The organism is Phenylobacterium sp. (assembly GCF_030646615.1).
In the GTDB taxonomy this organism is placed as follows: Bacteria; Pseudomonadota; Alphaproteobacteria; order Caulobacterales; family Caulobacteraceae; genus Phenylobacterium.
The window spans coordinates 26,026-42,338 of record NZ_JAUSLG010000050.1 but is presented as its reverse complement, the minus strand read 5'-3'; the positions used below and the strand labels follow the sequence as shown (position 1 = coordinate 42,338).

At 68.4% G+C, this 16,313-nt stretch carries 17 protein-coding genes; 10 read left to right on the top strand and 7 right to left on the bottom strand.

Features of this window, described 5'->3' with window-relative positions; translation table 11 throughout:
• Positions 1 to 1,158: ABC transporter permease (locus Q7S93_RS08935; RefSeq protein WP_304713539.1), on the top strand; the 1,158-nt coding region annotated here is incomplete at its 5' end.
• Between the two features lie 31 nt (positions 1,159 to 1,189).
• Here the strand turns inward: Q7S93_RS08935 and Q7S93_RS08930 are convergent.
• The 4 genes from Q7S93_RS08930 to Q7S93_RS08915 form a co-directional block, all read right to left on the bottom strand.
• Positions 1,190 to 1,579, bottom strand: coding sequence for a VOC family protein (locus Q7S93_RS08930; protein WP_304713538.1), 390 nt, complete (start codon positions 1,577 to 1,579; stop codon positions 1,190 to 1,192).
• A gap of 87 nt (positions 1,580 to 1,666) precedes the next feature.
• Positions 1,667 to 2,554 (bottom strand): hypothetical protein, encoded by an 888-nt coding sequence (locus Q7S93_RS08925; RefSeq protein WP_304713537.1) that lies wholly within the window; start codon positions 2,552 to 2,554, stop codon positions 1,667 to 1,669.
• Between the two features lie 93 nt (positions 2,555 to 2,647).
• A complete protein-coding gene (locus tag Q7S93_RS08920) occupies positions 2,648 to 3,274 on the bottom strand; it encodes an SMI1/KNR4 family protein (RefSeq protein WP_304713536.1) in 627 nt (208 codons plus the stop codon).
• A complete protein-coding gene (locus Q7S93_RS08915) occupies positions 3,271 to 4,158 on the bottom strand; it encodes a DNA/RNA non-specific endonuclease (protein ID WP_304713535.1) in 888 nt (295 codons plus the stop codon). The genes Q7S93_RS08920 and Q7S93_RS08915 overlap by 4 nt, the downstream gene beginning before the upstream one ends.
• Positions 4,159 to 4,422: 264 nt before the next feature.
• Between Q7S93_RS08915 and Q7S93_RS08910 the strand changes: the two genes are divergently transcribed.
• Positions 4,423 to 4,893, top strand: coding sequence for a hypothetical protein (locus Q7S93_RS08910; RefSeq protein ID WP_304713534.1), 471 nt, complete (start codon positions 4,423 to 4,425; stop codon positions 4,891 to 4,893).
• A gap of 40 nt (positions 4,894 to 4,933) precedes the next feature.
• Here Q7S93_RS08910 and Q7S93_RS08905 read toward each other — a convergent pair whose 3' ends face one another.
• Together Q7S93_RS08905 and Q7S93_RS08900 are read right to left on the bottom strand one after the other, a co-directional pair.
• Positions 4,934 to 5,635: a GNAT family N-acetyltransferase gene (locus Q7S93_RS08905; RefSeq protein ID WP_304713533.1), complete on the bottom strand. Its 702-nt coding sequence runs from the start codon at positions 5,633 to 5,635 to the stop codon at positions 4,934 to 4,936.
• Between the two features lie 12 nt (positions 5,636 to 5,647).
• Positions 5,648 to 6,664, bottom strand: a complete 1,017-nt coding sequence (locus tag Q7S93_RS08900) for an aldo/keto reductase (RefSeq protein WP_304713532.1) — start codon at positions 6,662 to 6,664, stop codon at positions 5,648 to 5,650.
• 173 nt (positions 6,665 to 6,837) lie between these two features.
• On the opposite strand from Q7S93_RS08900, the gene Q7S93_RS08895 reads away from it, so the two are divergent.
• Positions 6,838 to 8,031 carry a serine hydrolase domain-containing protein gene (locus Q7S93_RS08895; protein WP_304713531.1) on the top strand — a complete coding sequence of 398 codons (1,194 nt, stop codon included), beginning with the start codon at positions 6,838 to 6,840 and terminating at the stop codon, positions 8,029 to 8,031.
• A 124-nt stretch (positions 8,032 to 8,155) separates the two neighbouring features.
• Positions 8,156 to 10,408, top strand: a complete 2,253-nt coding sequence (locus tag Q7S93_RS08890) for a TonB-dependent receptor family protein (protein WP_304713530.1) — start codon at positions 8,156 to 8,158, stop codon at positions 10,406 to 10,408.
• A gap of 19 nt (positions 10,409 to 10,427) precedes the next feature.
• Here the strand turns inward: Q7S93_RS08890 and Q7S93_RS08885 are convergent, their stop codons facing one another.
• Positions 10,428 to 11,072, bottom strand: coding sequence for a TetR/AcrR family transcriptional regulator (locus tag Q7S93_RS08885; protein WP_304713529.1), 645 nt, complete (start codon positions 11,070 to 11,072; stop codon positions 10,428 to 10,430).
• Positions 11,073 to 11,279: 207 nt separating this feature from the next.
• On the opposite strand from Q7S93_RS08885, the gene Q7S93_RS08880 reads away from it, so the two are divergent.
• From Q7S93_RS08880 to Q7S93_RS08855, 6 genes are all read left to right on the top strand, one after another.
• Positions 11,280 to 12,326, top strand: a complete 1,047-nt coding sequence (locus Q7S93_RS08880) for a formylglycine-generating enzyme family protein (protein ID WP_304713528.1) — start codon at positions 11,280 to 11,282, stop codon at positions 12,324 to 12,326.
• A 30-nt stretch (positions 12,327 to 12,356) separates the two neighbouring features.
• The gene (locus tag Q7S93_RS08875; protein WP_304713527.1) at positions 12,357 to 13,451 is read left to right on the top strand and encodes an MBL fold metallo-hydrolase; all 1,095 of its coding nucleotides are present in this window, start codon (positions 12,357 to 12,359) and stop codon (positions 13,449 to 13,451) included.
• Between the two features lie 82 nt (positions 13,452 to 13,533).
• Complete coding sequence (locus Q7S93_RS08870; RefSeq protein WP_304713526.1) at positions 13,534 to 14,085, top strand: hypothetical protein; 552 nt, start codon at positions 13,534 to 13,536, stop codon at positions 14,083 to 14,085.
• Entirely contained in the window at positions 14,043 to 14,198 is a 156-nt protein-coding gene (locus tag Q7S93_RS08865) for a hypothetical protein (protein ID WP_304713525.1), read from the top strand. Before Q7S93_RS08870 ends, Q7S93_RS08865 begins: the two co-directional genes overlap by 43 nt.
• A gap of 25 nt (positions 14,199 to 14,223) precedes the next feature.
• Positions 14,224 to 15,123 carry a haloalkane dehalogenase gene (locus Q7S93_RS08860; protein ID WP_304713524.1) on the top strand — a complete coding sequence of 300 codons (900 nt, stop codon included), beginning with the start codon at positions 14,224 to 14,226 and terminating at the stop codon, positions 15,121 to 15,123.
• Positions 15,124 to 15,222: 99 nt separating this feature from the next.
• Entirely contained in the window at positions 15,223 to 16,305 is a 1,083-nt protein-coding gene (locus Q7S93_RS08855; RefSeq protein WP_304713523.1) for a DUF2855 family protein, read from the top strand.
• Positions 16,306 to 16,313 lie beyond the last annotated feature (8 nt).

Genomic DNA, 16,313 nt, shown 5'->3' with positions numbered 1-16,313 from the left:
CGGGGCGCGGTTCGCCTCGGCCTCGCCAACCTGGCCGGACCCCGCTCCGCCGCCCGCACGGCGACGCCGGCCATCGGCCTCGGCGTCGCCCTGCTCTCAGCCATCGTGCTGATCCAGTCGAGCCTGCTGGCCCAGGTGAGCGAGGTGGCGCCCCGCACCGCGCCCTCGCTGGTCTTCACCGAAATCCCCGCCGACCGGGTGGACGCCTTCGACGCGGTGATCGACCAGGCGCTGAACGATCCGGGCCCCGACCGCTATGCCCGCCTGCCGCTGATCACCGGCCGCATCACCCGCCTGAAGGGCCAGCCGGTGGACATCGAAACCATCGACCGGGGCGAACGCTGGGCCTTTGACGAGGACCTGACCCTGTCGGCCCTAGACGGCCCGCCGGAGGTGTCCGAGGTCACCGCCGGCGCCTGGTGGCCCGAGGGCTATGCCGGCCCGCCCCTGGTCGCCTTCGAACAGGACGCCGCCCGCGGCGCCGGCCTCAAGGTCGGCGACACCATCACCCTGCAGGTCCTGGGGCGCGAGATCGACGCCCAGATCGCCGTGTTGCGCGAGGTGGACTGGGGCGGCTTCGGCGCCAACTTCGCCGTCATCCTGAACTCGGGCGCCATCGAGGGCGCCAGGCCCCGCCACGTGGCCATCGCCATGGCCAGCCGCGCCGAAGAGGCCGCCGTCACGCAAGGCCTCGCCGCCGACTTCGCCGGCGTCAATGTCATCAGCGTCCGCGACCAGCTGGAACAGGCCGCCACCCTGTTCGACCGCCTGGCGCTGGCCATCCGCGGCGCCGCGGCCGTGGCTGGCGCGGCCGGCGTCCTGGTGCTGATCGGCGCCATCGCCGCCGGCGCCCGGTTCCGCGCCCGGGAGGCCGCCACGCTCAAGGTGCTGGGCGGGACCCGCGGCCAGATCGTGACCGCCTATCTGGTGGAGTACGGCCTGGTGGGGGTGATCGCGGGCCTGGCCGGCGCAGCCCTGGGCGCGGCCGGCGCCTGGCCGGTGGTGACGCAGGTGTTCAACGCCGCCTGGCGCGTGGACTGGCCGGTGATCTTAGGGATTCTCGGCGGAACCACGGCGCTCGGCGTCATCGGCGGGGCGCTGGCGGCGTTCGCCGCCCTGTCGCGCAGGCCGGCCGCGGTGCTGCGCGAGGTGGGCTGAAGCGCGCTCCAGTCCGCCTCGCGCCGGGGTCCTACGGCCGGTGCAGGGCGCAGAGCTTGTTGCCGTCGGGGTCGCGCACATAGGCCAGGTGCAGGGCGCCCATGCCGCCCTCGCGCAGGCCCGGCGGGTCCTCGATGGAGACCCCGCCGTGGGCCACGGCCACGTCGTGGAAGGTCTTCACCTGTTCAGGGCTGTCGCACTTGAAGCCGATGGTGCCGCCATTGCCGAAGCTGGCCTTCTCGCCATTGATCGGCTCGCTGACGCAGAAGACCGACCCATTGTGGATGTAGAACAGCCGCTTGTGCCCGGTGGGCGCCGCATTGGCCATCGGCTGCCCGGCCCCCAGCGTCGCGAGCACGGCGTCATAGAAGGCCTTGGACCGTGCGATATCGTTGGTCCCGACCATGATGTGATTGAACATGTGTTTCCCCTAACCTCTGCCTTTGTCCGGCGAGGTTAGGGGCATGGGACCGGGTCCGTCTACGGGGCTCAGCGAACCCCTTGCGGTTTAGCGCCGGACGCGGGCGGTGGTTTCCAGCTGGCCGATCCGCCGGTCCAGATAGGCGCGTTCCTCCGCCGTCGGGCTTACCCGCTCATAGGCCGCGGCGAGGCGGTTCAGGTCTTCATGCTCGATCCGGAGCTGGGCCTGGGCGCTGGCCGACAAGCCGGAGCTGGGCAGGGCGCGAAGGACGTTGTCGAGGCGCGCGCGCGGCGTCTGAACGGCGCCATTCCCATAGGCGACATCGCCGACGCGGGCGTCCAGCTGGTCAAGGCGGGCCTCCAGGTCGGCCCTCTCGTTGGCCGTGAGCTGGCCATCGCGCAGATAGCCCTGCTCGATCTGGACCAACTGGGCATAGTCGGACTTCAGTCGGGTCCCCTCGGTGCGGGGCAGGCGCCGCGCAGCGACGGCGGCGTCCAGCCGGCGGTCGAACGCCGCGCGGCCGTCCGCCACCATGGCCGTGTTGTATCCGCCATCAGAGTACTGACCATCGGCCAGGACCTGGGTGAGGGCGCCATAGCGCTGGGTGAGTTCAGCGCGCTCCTGGTCCGTGAAGCGGCGGTCGGCGCCGTAGCGGGTCTCGAGCTCCACCAGGGCGGCGTAGTCACGCTTCAGGCGCAGGCCCGTGGCCTGGTCCAGGGCGCGGGCGCGGATGTCGGCGTCCACGCGGCTGTCGAACTGGCTCTGCTGCGTCCGCAGCGGGGTGAGGCCTGCGGCCCATTGGGACTCGACCGAGGTGGTCACGCCGATGCGGTCCCCGAACAGGGCCCCCAGGATGGCGCCGATGCGCTCCTGCTGCTCAGTCGAGCCCTGGGAGCTGCTTTGCGCCAGCGCCGCGGGCGCCACCGTCAAGGACAGGGCGAGGGTGGCGGCGGACAGGGTCCGGATCGAGGTCATCGGGCGCTCCTAGGAAAGGCTCAGCTTGTAGAACGGCTGCCCCGCCCCTCAGTTGCCTGAGGCGCCTTCGATGTCAGGGAAGCTGGGAGGTCCTCACGGCTTCGGCGGCTTGAGCTGCGCCGTCAGGGTGAGAGACCGGAGCCTGGTCGGTCCATAGCCGCCAGACCGCGTCCAGCCCTGCGCCGCCTCCGCCTGGGGCGCCCCAAGGCTGAGCCACGGGTCGAACAGGGTGTCTTCGGGCGTCAGGCGCAGGAAGGCCTTGGGCTGGATGTGACGGGTGGCGAGGCCGGCGAGAAAGCCCGTCAGGTCGCAGTCCAGGGTCTCCATATCCACGACATCGCGATCGCACAGGAAGATGCGCCAGGTCGACGGCGGGCCGTCCACGATCCAGAAGACGGTGTCGCCGAACTCCGACCGTCCCACCGGCAGCAGCCCGCCGGCCTGCGGCCACAGGGGATAGGGCAGCTCGTCGGCTCCGCGCAGGGGCTCGCAGATCTCCCGGATGCTGGTTTCGAAACGGATGTGCGAGACCCGGCTTCTGGGGATGTGGATATGCAGGACGTCGAAAAAGGTCCCATGCCCATAGCGCCGGACCAGGGCCTTGTAGTCCTCCGGCAGGGCGGTCCCGAGCTGATGCTCCAAGGGCTCCCAAGGCCCCTCAAACGGCGCCGAGGCCACAACCGGCGGCGGGATCGCCTTGATGAGCGCCTCGATGGTCATGGCTGGTTCGGCTTCTTTACAACGATGACTCGGCTCATTTGCAGCCCCCGCGAGCCAGTTGCCGTCATCAGAATTATTGAGGGGGATTGACCTGGACCATCGTAAAGCGGCTGAACATGATATTTGACGACTTCACCTAATTTGGCCCGATCGCGGACAATCTTTTCAAACTCCCACATATATCGGTTTGTTTTCTTCGGAATTGTGACGAGATTTCGAGGGTCCTTTCCGGTGCCGCCTAGAACATTCGCGAGTAGATGGCCTCTTTCCTGATCATGTCTCGGCTTGTCTGGCAGTGGTTTTTGCCAGCCTGGCGGCTTGATTGACCTCGCAGCCTCCGAGCCGGCACCCACTTGCTTGCTTGTCACCGTGCTGTTGGTGCGTGTCGCCTGGCCGCTCGCTTTCGGGAGCCCGAACCGAACAGCGGGCTGCTGCTGGGTGGGAGAGGCGACGCGCCGCGGCGGCGCGCGCGGCGTCCGAACTACGCCTCCGAATCGCGCGGACCCCAGCGCGATGTCTGCGATCGACCCAATGCCGAGAACAGAATCTGCAAGTCCGTCGCTTGCGCCCAGCAATTTAGCCACGCCATAGAGCCCCGAGCCGATCGTCGCATGGGTCTGCGTTGTGAACCGCTCTGCATCCCGTCTTCGCCGCGCATCATCTGACGGTGACCACGGGCGAACCTCCTGCAGTGGAACCAATGCTGTTGAATATCCAGTATCTACCGCATAGAATAGTGCATCGCCTATTTCAATTGTCGGTATTGAGGGTGGGCTTGGACGTTTTAAGAGTTGGCGTATGTAGTCCAGAGGCGAGGGGTAGATCAGATAGGCGCTTGAATTTTGTATTCCGGGTTGGACAAACGAGTAATCATTCGTGCTCATCAGCGGCGAGCCTAATTGGTATCTCGAATTGGAGATGCCTCCAGCCCTCTGTTTCATCGCACCGTCCTTGCATGGGTTGACGCCCCGATATTCTCACGGGTATTGATTTTCGGAAAGAACAAAGTAGGAACATTCTCGCCTGCCTGCGTAGCCGTCCTGGTTGTCGGGCTGGCCTTTGCGAGTGTCTCGACGATAGTGGGCAAGGCAGCGCGCTCGTGCGCGCAAGGCGCCGCCCACAATCCGGCGGCAGAGGGGGAACTAGCCGTGAATGCTCTGTTTCAACGGCTCCGCCGATGGTTCGGCCGGGGCGCATCGGAGGGTGGCGCCGCCGAGGCGTTCGACGCCGACCAGCTTCTCCGCGAAGCTGGCTACGAGCCCGGTCCGGGAGCCCCTGTCGGCCCCGACTGGTCGTATGTGGACTCGCCAGCGAAGGCCAAGGCCCTGGTGGAGGAGGGCGTGCTGGTCGAGCTCCTGCTGCTGCCGGAAGAGTTCGGCGGCCCCCGCGTGCCGGAGAACATCGTCTATGTTCCGCCCTTTGTGGAGGAGATGAAGTATCGCACCGACATGAACATCATCCGCCCCCTGATCCTGGATGGCATGGCCACCGAATACACCGCGACGCCGGAGCATGTCGGTCCCTGCATGGTGCCGATCGCCATCAGGGTGGAGGCCACGGAGCCCGGCCAGTTCGCCTGCAATCTGGCGATTTGGGGCGAGGCGCTCCGCCGAGGCTGAGGCCGAGGCGGCTCCAGGTCCCAGATCCGAGCCCCAGGCTTCAAGTGACGTGAAAGTCCACGCCCACCAGCTGCCCGCCCAGGCGCTGGGCGACCCGCTGGGACGCCAGATTGTCCCATGAGGTGCTGTAGAAGGGCGTCGCGCCACAGGCGCGCACCGCTTGCGCCCAGCCCGCGACGGCCGCCAGGGCATAGCCCCGCCGCCGGAAGTCGGGATGGGTCTCCACCCCGGCGCAATGGACCGTGGGCGAGATGCGGACGCTGGCGCAGATGGCTGCGGCGGCGCCCTCGGCGATCACGGCCACGAAGGGCCGCCGATGGGGGACGTCTTCGAGCCAGTCGTCGAACCGGCCCGCAAGCCGTTCGCGGGCGCCTTCATCGATGTTGACGACGTCCAGGTCGGGCGTCGCCGGCGGCAGCACATAGGCCGGCCCCGCCCATATCTTCTCCACCGGCGCGTGCTCGGCCAAGACCGTCAGGTATCGATCATGCTCGGCCGGAAGCCGGGTGAAGGCCTGGTCGGCCGGCTCCCTGAGAGACAGGGCCTGGAGCCTCTGCAGGAGATCAGCCGGAAGGCCCGCGCGGCCCCGCAGGATCGGCCTTGCAGCGGTTCGCATCAGGTGAAACCGGGGCGCCGGCCGGCTGTCCCATTCGTTGGTGGCGAGGAGGCGGCCATCGCTATCGGTGCGATAGAGGGCGCCGATGCGCGCCTCGAGAAGGCCAGATCGCAGTTCCTCGCTCACCTCAACGCCCCCTCACCCCATCGGGTACAAAATCTCCTTCGACACCTTGTCGATGGCCTTCATGACCTCGTCGCTGAGGGTCAGGTCCATGGCGGCCAGGATGTCGGGGAGTTGGTCTTCGTGGGTGGCGCCGACGATGGTGGAGGCGACGAAGTCGTGCTGCTTGCTCCAGGCTGTGGCCAGGGTGACCAGCGACATGCCGGCCTCGGCCGCGATGGCGGCGAAGCGGTCGGTGGCGGCCATCGTCTTGTCGTTGACGAAGCGCTGGGCCATGGCGCCCTGGCGCCCGCCCAGGGCCAGATAGTTGGAGAAGCGCGCGCCCTCGGGCCGCGCGCCGTCCTTGTACTTGCCTGACAGCACGCCGCCGGCCAGGGGCGAATAGGGGATCAGGCTGACGCCCTCCTGCCGGCAGGCCTGGGCCAGCTCGTCCTCGAACCGGCGGTTGTTCAGGCTGAAATTGTTCTGGATGGTCTCATAGCGCACCGTGCCCTCGCGCTCGGCGACCGCCACCGACTTGGTCAGGCCCCAGCTGGTTTCGTTGGAGCAGCCGATGACGCGCACCTTGCCGGCCTGGATCAGGTCGTCGAGGGTGCGCAGGGTCTCCTCATAGCCGACCCCGTGGTCGGGCCAGTGGGTCTGGTAGAGGTCCACATAGTCCACATCCATGCGCATCAGGCTGCCCTCGATGGCGCGGGTGATGTTGTGGCGGTCCAGCGCGGTCATGCCGGCCCGCATGGAGCCCTTGATCCAGCCATGGCTCGGCCCGCAGACCTTGGTGGCGACGATGACGGCGTCACGGTTCTTGGTCTTCAGCCAGCGGCCGAAGATCTCCTCGGTGCGGCCGGCCCATTCGGGGCTGGGGGGCACGGGATAGTTCTCGGCCGTGTCATAGAAGTTGATCCCGGCCTCGAAGGACCTGTCCAGGATGCGGTGGGCCATGGCCTCGTCGGCCTGGCCGCCAAAGGTCATGGTGCCCATGCAGATGTCGGAGACCACGATGGCGCTGCGGCCCAGTCGCTTATTGCCCATGACGGTTCTTCCCCAATGGCCTGATCGGAATTCTGATTGGCGACTGGGATAGCATCGCTTTGCGATCCCTCGCCAGCGGCCTGAACAGCTGCCGCAACGTCATGCGTGCAGGTCCCTGGCGGCGGCCGCGGAATGGGCTAGCTTGGCCACAAAACAACATCGGGAAACGTTCCATGAGTCACCACCTGATCCGCAAAACCGTCCTCGCCGGCGCCGTAGCCGCCGCAGGTCTCGTCGCAGCGCCGGCGCTGGCCCCGGCCCACGCCCAGGTCCCGCTGGACCCGGCCACGCCCAACTTCCTCATGTGGTCGCCGGAGCTGCAGAGCCGCGGCTACCGGGCCATCGAGGACGTCTTTCAGGTCAACACCATCGAACGCGGCGAGGCCGTCCGACCCCTGGTCATGGCCGATCGCCAGATCGATCCCACCTTCACCCACGACGGCCAGGACTGGACGGTTGCGTCCTACATGGAGGCCTTCAACGTCTCCGGCGTCCTGGTGCTGAAGGACGGGCAGATCCTGCTGGAGCGCTATGGGATGGGCCGCCAGCCGGCCGATCGCTGGACCTCGTTCTCGGTGGCCAAGTCGGTGACCTCGACCCTGGTGGGGGCGGCCATCCAGGACGGCAAGATCGCCGGCCTGAACGCCCCCGTCACCGACTACATCCCCGAACTGGCGGGCTCGGCCTATGACGGGGTGACCGTGCGCCAGCTGCTGATGATGAGCTCGGGCGTGACGTGGAACGAGGACTATACCGATCCCAAGTCGGACGTGGCCAATGCCGGCGTGGCCCCGGGCGAGCCCGGGATGAACGCCATGGTCAGCTATATGCGCCGCCTGCCCCGCGCCAATCCGCCGGGCGCGGTGTTCAACTACAATACCGGTGAGACCGACCTGGTGGGCCTGCTGGTGTCCAATGCGACGGGCCAGAGCCTGGCCGCCTACGCCTCTGAGAAGATCTGGAAGCCCTATGGCATGGAGCGCGACGCCATCTGGATGGTCGACCCCACGGGCCAGGAGCGGGGCGGCTGCTGCATCTCGATGACGCTCCGCGACTATGGCCGGGTGGGCCAGTTCGTGCTGGAGGGCGGCATGGCCGGCGACCGGGCGGTGCTGCCGGCCGGCTGGGTGGAGGCGGCGACCACGCGCCAGATCGACAATGGCGCGGCCGGCTATGGCTACTTCTGGTGGATGAACCCGAGCGGCGCCTATCAGGCCTCGGGCATCTTCGGCCAGTCCATCACCACCTATCGCGACGACGGCCTGGTGATCGTCATCAACTCCGCCTGGCCCCGGGCCACGGGGGCCGACCTGTCGGCCGCCCGCTCGGCCTTCCTGGACGCGGTTCACGCCGCGGCGAAGGAATAGGCCGATCAGGCAGGCGGCCGCCTGATCCCCTGCAACTCACAGACCGTTGTCGTGCGATTGACTTGCAATAACCCCTCCCGGCGGTTAGGCGAATGCGACGCGTTCTTATCCGCCGGGGGAGTCCATGCCTGTACATCGTCTGACTGCGCTTCTTTGCGGCGTCGCCGTTTCGGCGATGGCCACGTCACCAGCGTGGGCGGCGACCCTGGACGATGGGCCCGCGCCCCTGCTGGACGCCGTCCTGGTGACGGGCTCGACCACCGATTCCCGCGACCTCGGGGGATCGGTGCAGGTGCTCGACGCCGAGACGCTTTCCACCTTCGCCTATAGCGATGTGAACCGCATCCTGCGCCAGGCCCCGGGGGTCTATCTGCAGGAAGAGGAAGGTTTCGGCCTGAGGCCCAACATCGGCATCCGCGGCTCCGGGTCTGATCGCAACAGCCGCATCACCGTGATGGAGGATGGGGTGTTGATTGCGCCGGCCCCCTATGCGGCGCCGGCGGCCTATTATTTTCCGCGTATGACCCGCATCGCCGCCGTGGAGGTCAGCAAGGGCCCGGCGGCGATCAAGTACGGGCCGCTCACCGTCGGCGGCGCCCTCAACCTGTTCTCCACCCCGATCCCGGATGTGGAAGCGGGGCGGCTGTCGGGGCGGCTCGACATCCTGGGCGGCGACTACGGCGGACGTCGCGCCCTGGGTTCAGTCGGCGGCTGGGCGGGGCTGGGCGGCGGCTGGGAGATCGGTGGTCTGGTCGAAGGGCTCTATGAGGCTTCAGACGGCTTCAAGACTATCGATAACGGTGGCGACACGGGCTTCGAGATCACCGATGGCCTGGTGAAGATCGGCCTGCGCTCCGACGATGGCCGCCACCAGTGGGAGGCCAAGTACCAGCGCTACGACGAGACCAGTGATGAGACCTATCTCGGCCTGACCCTGGCCGACTTCAACGCCAGTCCCTACCGTCGCTATAACGGCAGCGGGGCCGACGTGATGAAGGTCGGTCACGAGACCTGGCAGCTCACGCACCGCTTCCAGATTTCGCCCAATGTCAGCCTGACGACGCTCGCCTATCACCATGAGACGGCGCGGGCCTGGTACAAGCTCAATGACGTACGCAATACCGCCAACACCGGCTGGGTGGGCATCGGCGCCGTGGTCGCAGATCCGACCGCAAATGCAGTGCAGATGGCCGATCTGGTGGGCGCCCCCGGGGTCACCGGTCGCGCGGGCGCCCTGCGGGTGCGCAACAACAACCGCCTCTATTCAGCCACCGGGCTTCAGACCGTTGTGGCGGTCGATTTCGACACCGGCGCCATCGATCACGGGCTGGAGTTCTCGGTTCGCCACCATCGTGACGAGGAAGATCGCTTCCAGCAGGATGACCGCTACACCATGGTCGACGGGGTCATGGTGCTGGCCTCGGCCGGCGCGCCCGGCAGCCAGGAGAACCGCCTGGGCGAGGCCCGGGCCTGGTCCTTCTTCCTGCGCGATGAGATGAGCATCGGGGCGGTCACCCTGACCCCTGGCCTGCGCTATGAGACGATCCGCCTGAAACGCACCAACTGGTCCCTGACCGATCCGGCGCGTACGGCGCCGACGGGCGTCATCCACTCGGACGTGGACGTGTGGATTCCCGGCGTGTCGGCCACGTGGCGGGTCAATCCCGAGGTCCTGCTGCTGGCCGGCGCGCACCGGGGCTTCGCCAATCCGGGTCCAGGCTCCACCGCCGAGGCCGAGACAAGCTGGTCCTATGAAGCGGGCGCGCGCTGGACCCGCGGCGGCTGGCAGGCCGAGGCCATCGCCTTCCTGAACGACTACGACAACCTGTTCGGAACCTGCACGGCCTCCACGGGCGGGGGATGCAATATCGGCGACCAGTTCGATGGCGGGGCCGTGGAGGTGCGCGGCCTGGAGGTCACCGCCTCGAACCGCTTCGGCGACCTGGCGACCCGTGGCTTCGCCGTGCCGGTTTCGCTGGCCTACACGCTGACCGACGCAGAGTTCAAGTCGAGCTTCGCCAGCGCCTATGGACCCTGGGGGGCGGTGGTCGCGGGTGACGAACTGCCCTATCTGCCGGAGCAACAGATCAACCTCACGATTGGCCTTGAGCTTGCGCGACTGAAACTTACCAGCGGATTCAACTGGGTGGCCGAAGCCCGCGAGACGGCGGGATCGGGGCCGATTCTGCCCGGCGAAAAGATCGATGAGCGCCTGGTGATTGATCTGGCGGCGCAATACGACCTGACGCCAAACTTCGCTCTGTTCGGCACGGTCCAGAACCTGGCCGATGAGACCTACAACGTGTCGTTCTCGCCCGCTGGCGCCCGGCCAGGGGCGCCGCGTCTGGTGATGGCCGGGGTTCGGGCGCGCTTCTGACAGCTCCGGGCGGCGAGGCTCAGATCGGATCCACCAGGGCGGCGACGGCCAGTTCCAGGGCCTCAACCGTCCGTTTGGCGGAAAGGCCCTGATCGCGGCGCAGACGGGCCCAGGCCTCGAAGCTCAGCAGCATGTCGAGGGCTTCGAAGCGGGCCTTGTCGCGGGCGGCGTCGGCCGGCAGTTCCCGCTGCAGGATCTCCCGCGCCAGGGCGACGAACCGGGCGTGGTCGGCCTCCAGCACATGCGAGCGCAGGCGATGCACGTCGGCGGCCCGGCGGAAGGGCGCGATCCGCTCATAGGCGCTCGCCCGGCGCTGGACCAGTTCCACGACCCGGCCGCGCCAGTCCTCGGCCTTGAAGGGCTGGGCGATGACAGCCTGCAGCTCGGCCCCGATCACCGCCGACATTTCGCGATAGAGGCTGTCCATCTCGTTGAAGTGCCGGAACACCGTGCGCAGGCCGACCTTGGCCCGGTCGGCCACCAGTTCGGCCGGCGGAGAGGTCTCTCCGGCATAGACCAATTCCAGCATCGCCTGGACGATGCGCGCCCGGCTGTCCTGGGACCGTCGACGGCGGCCGTCGGCGTCCTGTGCCGGCGCGGGCGTGGTGGCGACGCCGGCCTTCTTGCGCGGTGTGCTGACGGCTGAAGACTTGGACCCGGTCATGATCGCTGCTTAGAACGCAGCGGGCGAAGGCGCCAGCGCTTCACGCGTCAGGGGCGAGTCGGATGCGCCGCCTGCCCAAAGGCCGCCCCTTTGCGGGCAGATCCATATCACCCTTGAAATCAGCACGATATATGCCAATAGTTTGCTAGATCTCACGCCGCCGAAACCTGTCGGCGAGGGGAGGGGACATCGATGAGGCGCGGCGTAATGCATGCCCTTGGGCGGGTTCGTCTCGGCATCCTGCTGCCTGGCCTGGGCGCCCTGGCGGCCTGTGCGGGGTCGGACGCCGCGCCCCAGGCCTGCCTGGCGGCCCCAGAGCTTCCGGACCCGCAGGCGCCGACCGCGGGCATGGCGCGCCTGACCGGTGGGACCTTCGTCATGGGGGCGGCGGCGGAGCACGCCGAGGAGGGGCCGCCGCGGCAGGTTCAGGTGGGCGACTTCTGGATCGATCGCACCGAGGTGACCAATGCGGCCTTCGCCCGCTTCGTCGAAGCCACCGGCTATGTGACCCAGGCCGAGCGTCCCCTGCCGGAAGCGGCCTATCCGGGCCTGTCGGCCGAAGAGCGGCGGCCGGCCTCGCTGGTCTTCGTGGGCGCCGGCGCCCCGGGGGGAGATCCGGCCGCCTGGTGGCGGATCATACCGGGCGCCGACTGGCGCCATCCCGAGGGCCCGGCCAGCTCGATCGACGGCAAGGACAGCTGGCCGGTGGTGCACATCGGCTGGGAGGACGCCCTGGCCTATGCCCGCTGGCTCGGCCGCGACCTGCCCACCGAGGCGGAGTGGGAATACGCCGCCCGGGGCGGGCTTGACGGCGCCCGCTACGCCTGGGGCGATGAGCCGGCGCCCAGGGACGCGCCGCTGGCCAATACCTGGCAGGGGGTCTTCCCCGTGGCCGACACCGGCGATGACGGCCACAAGGCGCGGCCCGCCCCGGTGGGCTGTTTTCCGGCCAATGGCCACGGCCTCTACGACATCACCGGCAATGTCTGGGAATGGACGTCGGACTGGTATCGCCCCGGCCTCGTCCCGGCCGCGGTGCTGGAGCAGGGCGGACCCTCCCGGGCCATGTCCCGGGACCCTGACGAGCCGGGCCAGCCCAAGCATGTGATCAAGGGCGGTTCCTTCCTCTGCGCCGACAACTTCTGCTTCCGCTATCGCCCGGCGGCCCGGGCGCCGGGGCCCCATGACAGCGGCGCCTCCCATGTGGGGTTCCGGACGGTCCTGCGGGTCCCCGCCGCGCCGGCGCCCGGCTGATCCCGCCAAGACTGAACCCGGAGCCTCGCCATGCGCTGGCCTGCCAAGCTCGCCCTCATCCTTCTCGCTGTGGTCCTCGTCGCCGGGGGAGGGCTGTGGCTCGCCCGCGGCCCCCTAGCCCTCGCCCTCATGGACCGGGTGATGGCGCGGAACATGGCGGCCGATCCCCTGGCCGACCTGCCCGATGGCCTGCATGTGGCCCTGTGCGGCGCCGGCTCGCCCATGCCTGACGTCGCGCGCTCGGGCCCCTGTACCGCGGTGATCGCCGGCCGGCGGCTGTTCATTGTCGACGCCGGATCCGGCGCCAGCCGCAACCTGACCCTGATGGGCCTGCCGCCGTCCCGGGTTGAGGCCATCCTGCTCAGCCACTTCCATTCCGATCACATGGACGGGCTGGGGGAGCTTCTGATGCAGCGCTGGGCGTCCAGTTCGGCGGCGGCCCCCACGCCGGTCTATGGCCCGCCGGGCGTCGAGACCGTGCTGGCCGGCTTCGCCCAGGCCTACAGCCTCGACAGGGGCTACCGGATCGCCCACCACGGACCCGATGTCACGCCGCCCTCCGGCTATGGCGGGGTTGCGCGACCCTTCGCCATTCCTGAAGGCCAGACGAGCCTGGTCATCCTCGACGAGCCCGACCTGAAGATCACCGCCTTCCGGGTCGATCACGACCCCATCGAGCCCGCCGTCGGCTACAGGTTCGACTATAAGGGCCGCAGCGCCGTCCTGAGCGGCGACACCACGCCTTCGCCGGTGGTGGAGGCCCAGGCCCGGGGCGCCGACCTGCTGGTCCACGAGGCCCTGTCCCTCGATCTGGTGAACCGGCAGCGCGCGGCGGCCGAGGCCGCGGGGCGCGCCAACCTCGCCCAGATCTTCGGGGACATCACCGATTATCACACCACGCCGGAACAGGCCGCCCAGCTCGCCGAACGGGCCGGGGTCAAGTTCCTGCTGCTCAACCACATCGTGCCGCCCCTGCCGATCGCCGCCCTGGAAGGTCCCTTCCTGGGGGAGGCCCGCCAGCAGTTCTCCGGTCGGCTGAAGGTCGGCCGTGACGGGGACCTGATCTCCCTGCCAGCGGGGAGCGACCAGGTGCGCCAGGGCCGCCGGATGAGCGCTCAGCGCTGACCTGGCGTCGGCAAGATGGTGTTGCCAAGGCAGGGCTTGCGAATACAATGACATTGTTCGTGTCATAAGGAGCGCGGGTTTGATGGCGATCTGGATGGCGCCTTGGGGCCTCGCCCTCCTGGCCTACGCCCTGTTTCTGGCCTGGTACGTCAACTGGCGCGGTCCCCTGTCCAAGGCCGAGGTCCAGTCGGCCCTGGCCGAGCTCATCGCCACGGGCCTGGAGATGGACGGGCGAAACGACCTGGCGACCCTGCAGAGCTTCCTGGAGGCCGACGACGGCCGGGAGTTCTTCATGCTCAACCTGGTGCGGATCGCCCCAGGCGACATTCCAGATCCCGTCAGCGGCCAGCCCCGGCCGGCCCGGCAGGTGATGGAAGGCTATACCCGCATGTTCCTGCCGGCCCTGTTCGCCCGGGGCGGCCACCCGGCCATCGCGGCGCGCAAGATCGGCGGCTATTTCGACGCCTGGGGGTGGAGGCCGACCCCGGTTGGTCGATCATCGGCTATATGCGCTACCGCAGCCGCCGCGACCTGGCCGCCCTGGTGGTCGATCCCCGGTTCGCAGGCGCCCATGAGTTCAAGTTCGCGGCCATGCCGCAGACCTATTCCTTCCCGACCCAGCCCCAGATCATGACCCTGGCAGGGCCCAAGGTCTGGGTCCCCCTGACGCTCGCCCTGGCCGCGGCGCTTGGCCACCTCGCCATCCTTCACGCCCAGCTGAACTCGACCCCGATCCTGGCCGGTTGAGGCCGGCCAGCTCCTGGAGACCGCCATGAACGTTCTGCGCACCCCCGACGCGCGCTTCGAAGGCCTGCCCAATTTCCCGTGGGCGCCGCACTACCTCACCATCCAGGATGATGACGGGACCGATATCCGCATCCACTATGTGGACGAAGGGCCGAGGGACGCCGAGCCGATCCTGCTCATGCATGGCAATCCCACCTGGGCCTATCTCTATCGCAAGATGATCCCGGGCCTGCTGGCCACCGGACGCCGGGTGATTGCCGTGGACCTGGTGGGTTGCGGCCGGTCGGACAAGCCGGCCGCCAAGGAAGACTACACCCTGGCCCGCCACTACGACTGGATGGGCAAGTGGCTCACCGCCATGGACCTGCGCCACATCACGCTCTTCTGCCAGGACTGGGGCGGCACCATCGGCCTCTATCTGGTGGCCGAGAACCCTGAGCGGTTCGACCGGGTGGTGGCGGCCAATACCGGCCTGCCCATCGGCGAGGGCGAGAGCGACTTCATGAAGATGTGGGTCGGCATGATGAACGCCGCCACCGCCTTCCCCTGGCCCATGCTCGACCAGGGGATGGAGAACAAGCTCAGCGCGGCCGAGCGGGCGGCCTATCTCGCCCCCTTCCCATCCTCGGACTACGAGTGGGGCCTGATCTCCTTCCCCCTGCTGATCGCCGTCCAGCCGGACAATCCCGGCGTTCCCCTGAACAAGGCCGCCTGGGAGAAGCTCTGCCGCTTCGACAAGCCGTTCCTGACCCTGTTTGGCGAGCTGGACCCCGTGGCCAAGGGCTGGGAGGTCCGCGCCCAGGCGAGCATCCCCGGCGCCAAGGGCCAGAAGCACCAGATCATCCCCGGGGCCGGCCATTTCATCCAGGAGGACGCCCCGGACCAACTGGTGGCCGCCGTCACGGCCTTCCTGGCGGTCAACTAGGCGGATCTGGCCGGCCTGCGGCTCCCCGCGGGTTGCCCAGGTCCTTCTGGCCGTGGTCTTCTTGGTCCTCTCCCGATGCGGGCGGAAGGGGGCGTCGCCATGATCATCCAACTCCAACTCCGGCGCGACGCGCTGACCGAAAGCCGTGTTGTGGAGCTGCCGGTCCCCGAACTGGCCGAGGGCGAGGTGCTGCTGGCCATCGACCGGTTCGCTCTGACCGCCAACAATGTCAGCTACGCCCTGTCGGGCGCCACCATCGGCTATTGGGGATACTTCCCGGCGCCCGAGCCCTGGGGCCTCGTCCCGGTCTGGGGGTTCGCCGATGTGGTCGCCTCGGGCCATCCCGATCTGGCCGTGGGCGAGCGGATCTATGGCTTCTTTCCCACCGCCTCCCACGTCGTCCTGGCCCCGGATGCGGTCGGACCGCGGGGCTTTGTGGATTCAGCGGCCCATCGCGCGGAGCTGCCGGCCTTCTACAATCACTACCAGCGGACCACGGGCGAGCCTGAGGCCATGACGGCCCTCGAGGACGAGCGGTGCCTGCTCCTGCCGCTGCTGGGCACCGGCTATCTGCTCTATGACTATCTGATCGATAACGGCGTCTTCGGCGCCGAACAGGTGCTGGTGGGCAGCGCCTCGTCCAAGACGGCCATCGGCCTGCTCAACATGCTGGCCCGCCATCCGGCGCCGCGGCCCCGGGTGATCGGCCTGACCTCGCCGGGCAATCTAGCCTTCGTCGAGGGGCTCGGCCTCTGCGACCAGGTGGTCGCCTATGGGGACATTGACAGCCTCGACGGCGCGGTCGCCTCGGCCTTTATCGACATGGCCGGCGACGGGGCGGTCATCGGCGCCGTCCACCGCCGGTTCGGTCCGCAGCTGAAGCTCAGCTGCGCGGTGGGCCTCACCCATTGGGATCAACCCCGCTCCACCGGCAAGGTGGAGGGCGCGCCCTCCCACGACTTCATCTTCATCCCGGCCCATATCGCCAAGCGCGACGGCGATCTTGGACCCGGCGTCATCCAGCGCCGCATCCAGGCGGAGACCATGCGGATGGTCGAGGAGCTGAAGGGGAGCCTGTCCCTGCGCCATGTTTCCGGCCCAGACGCCGTGCGTGCGGCGATGAGCGATCTTGTCGCGGGCCGAACGCCGCCCACGGTCGGATTGATCGCCAGCCTCGCCTGAAAGAGTTC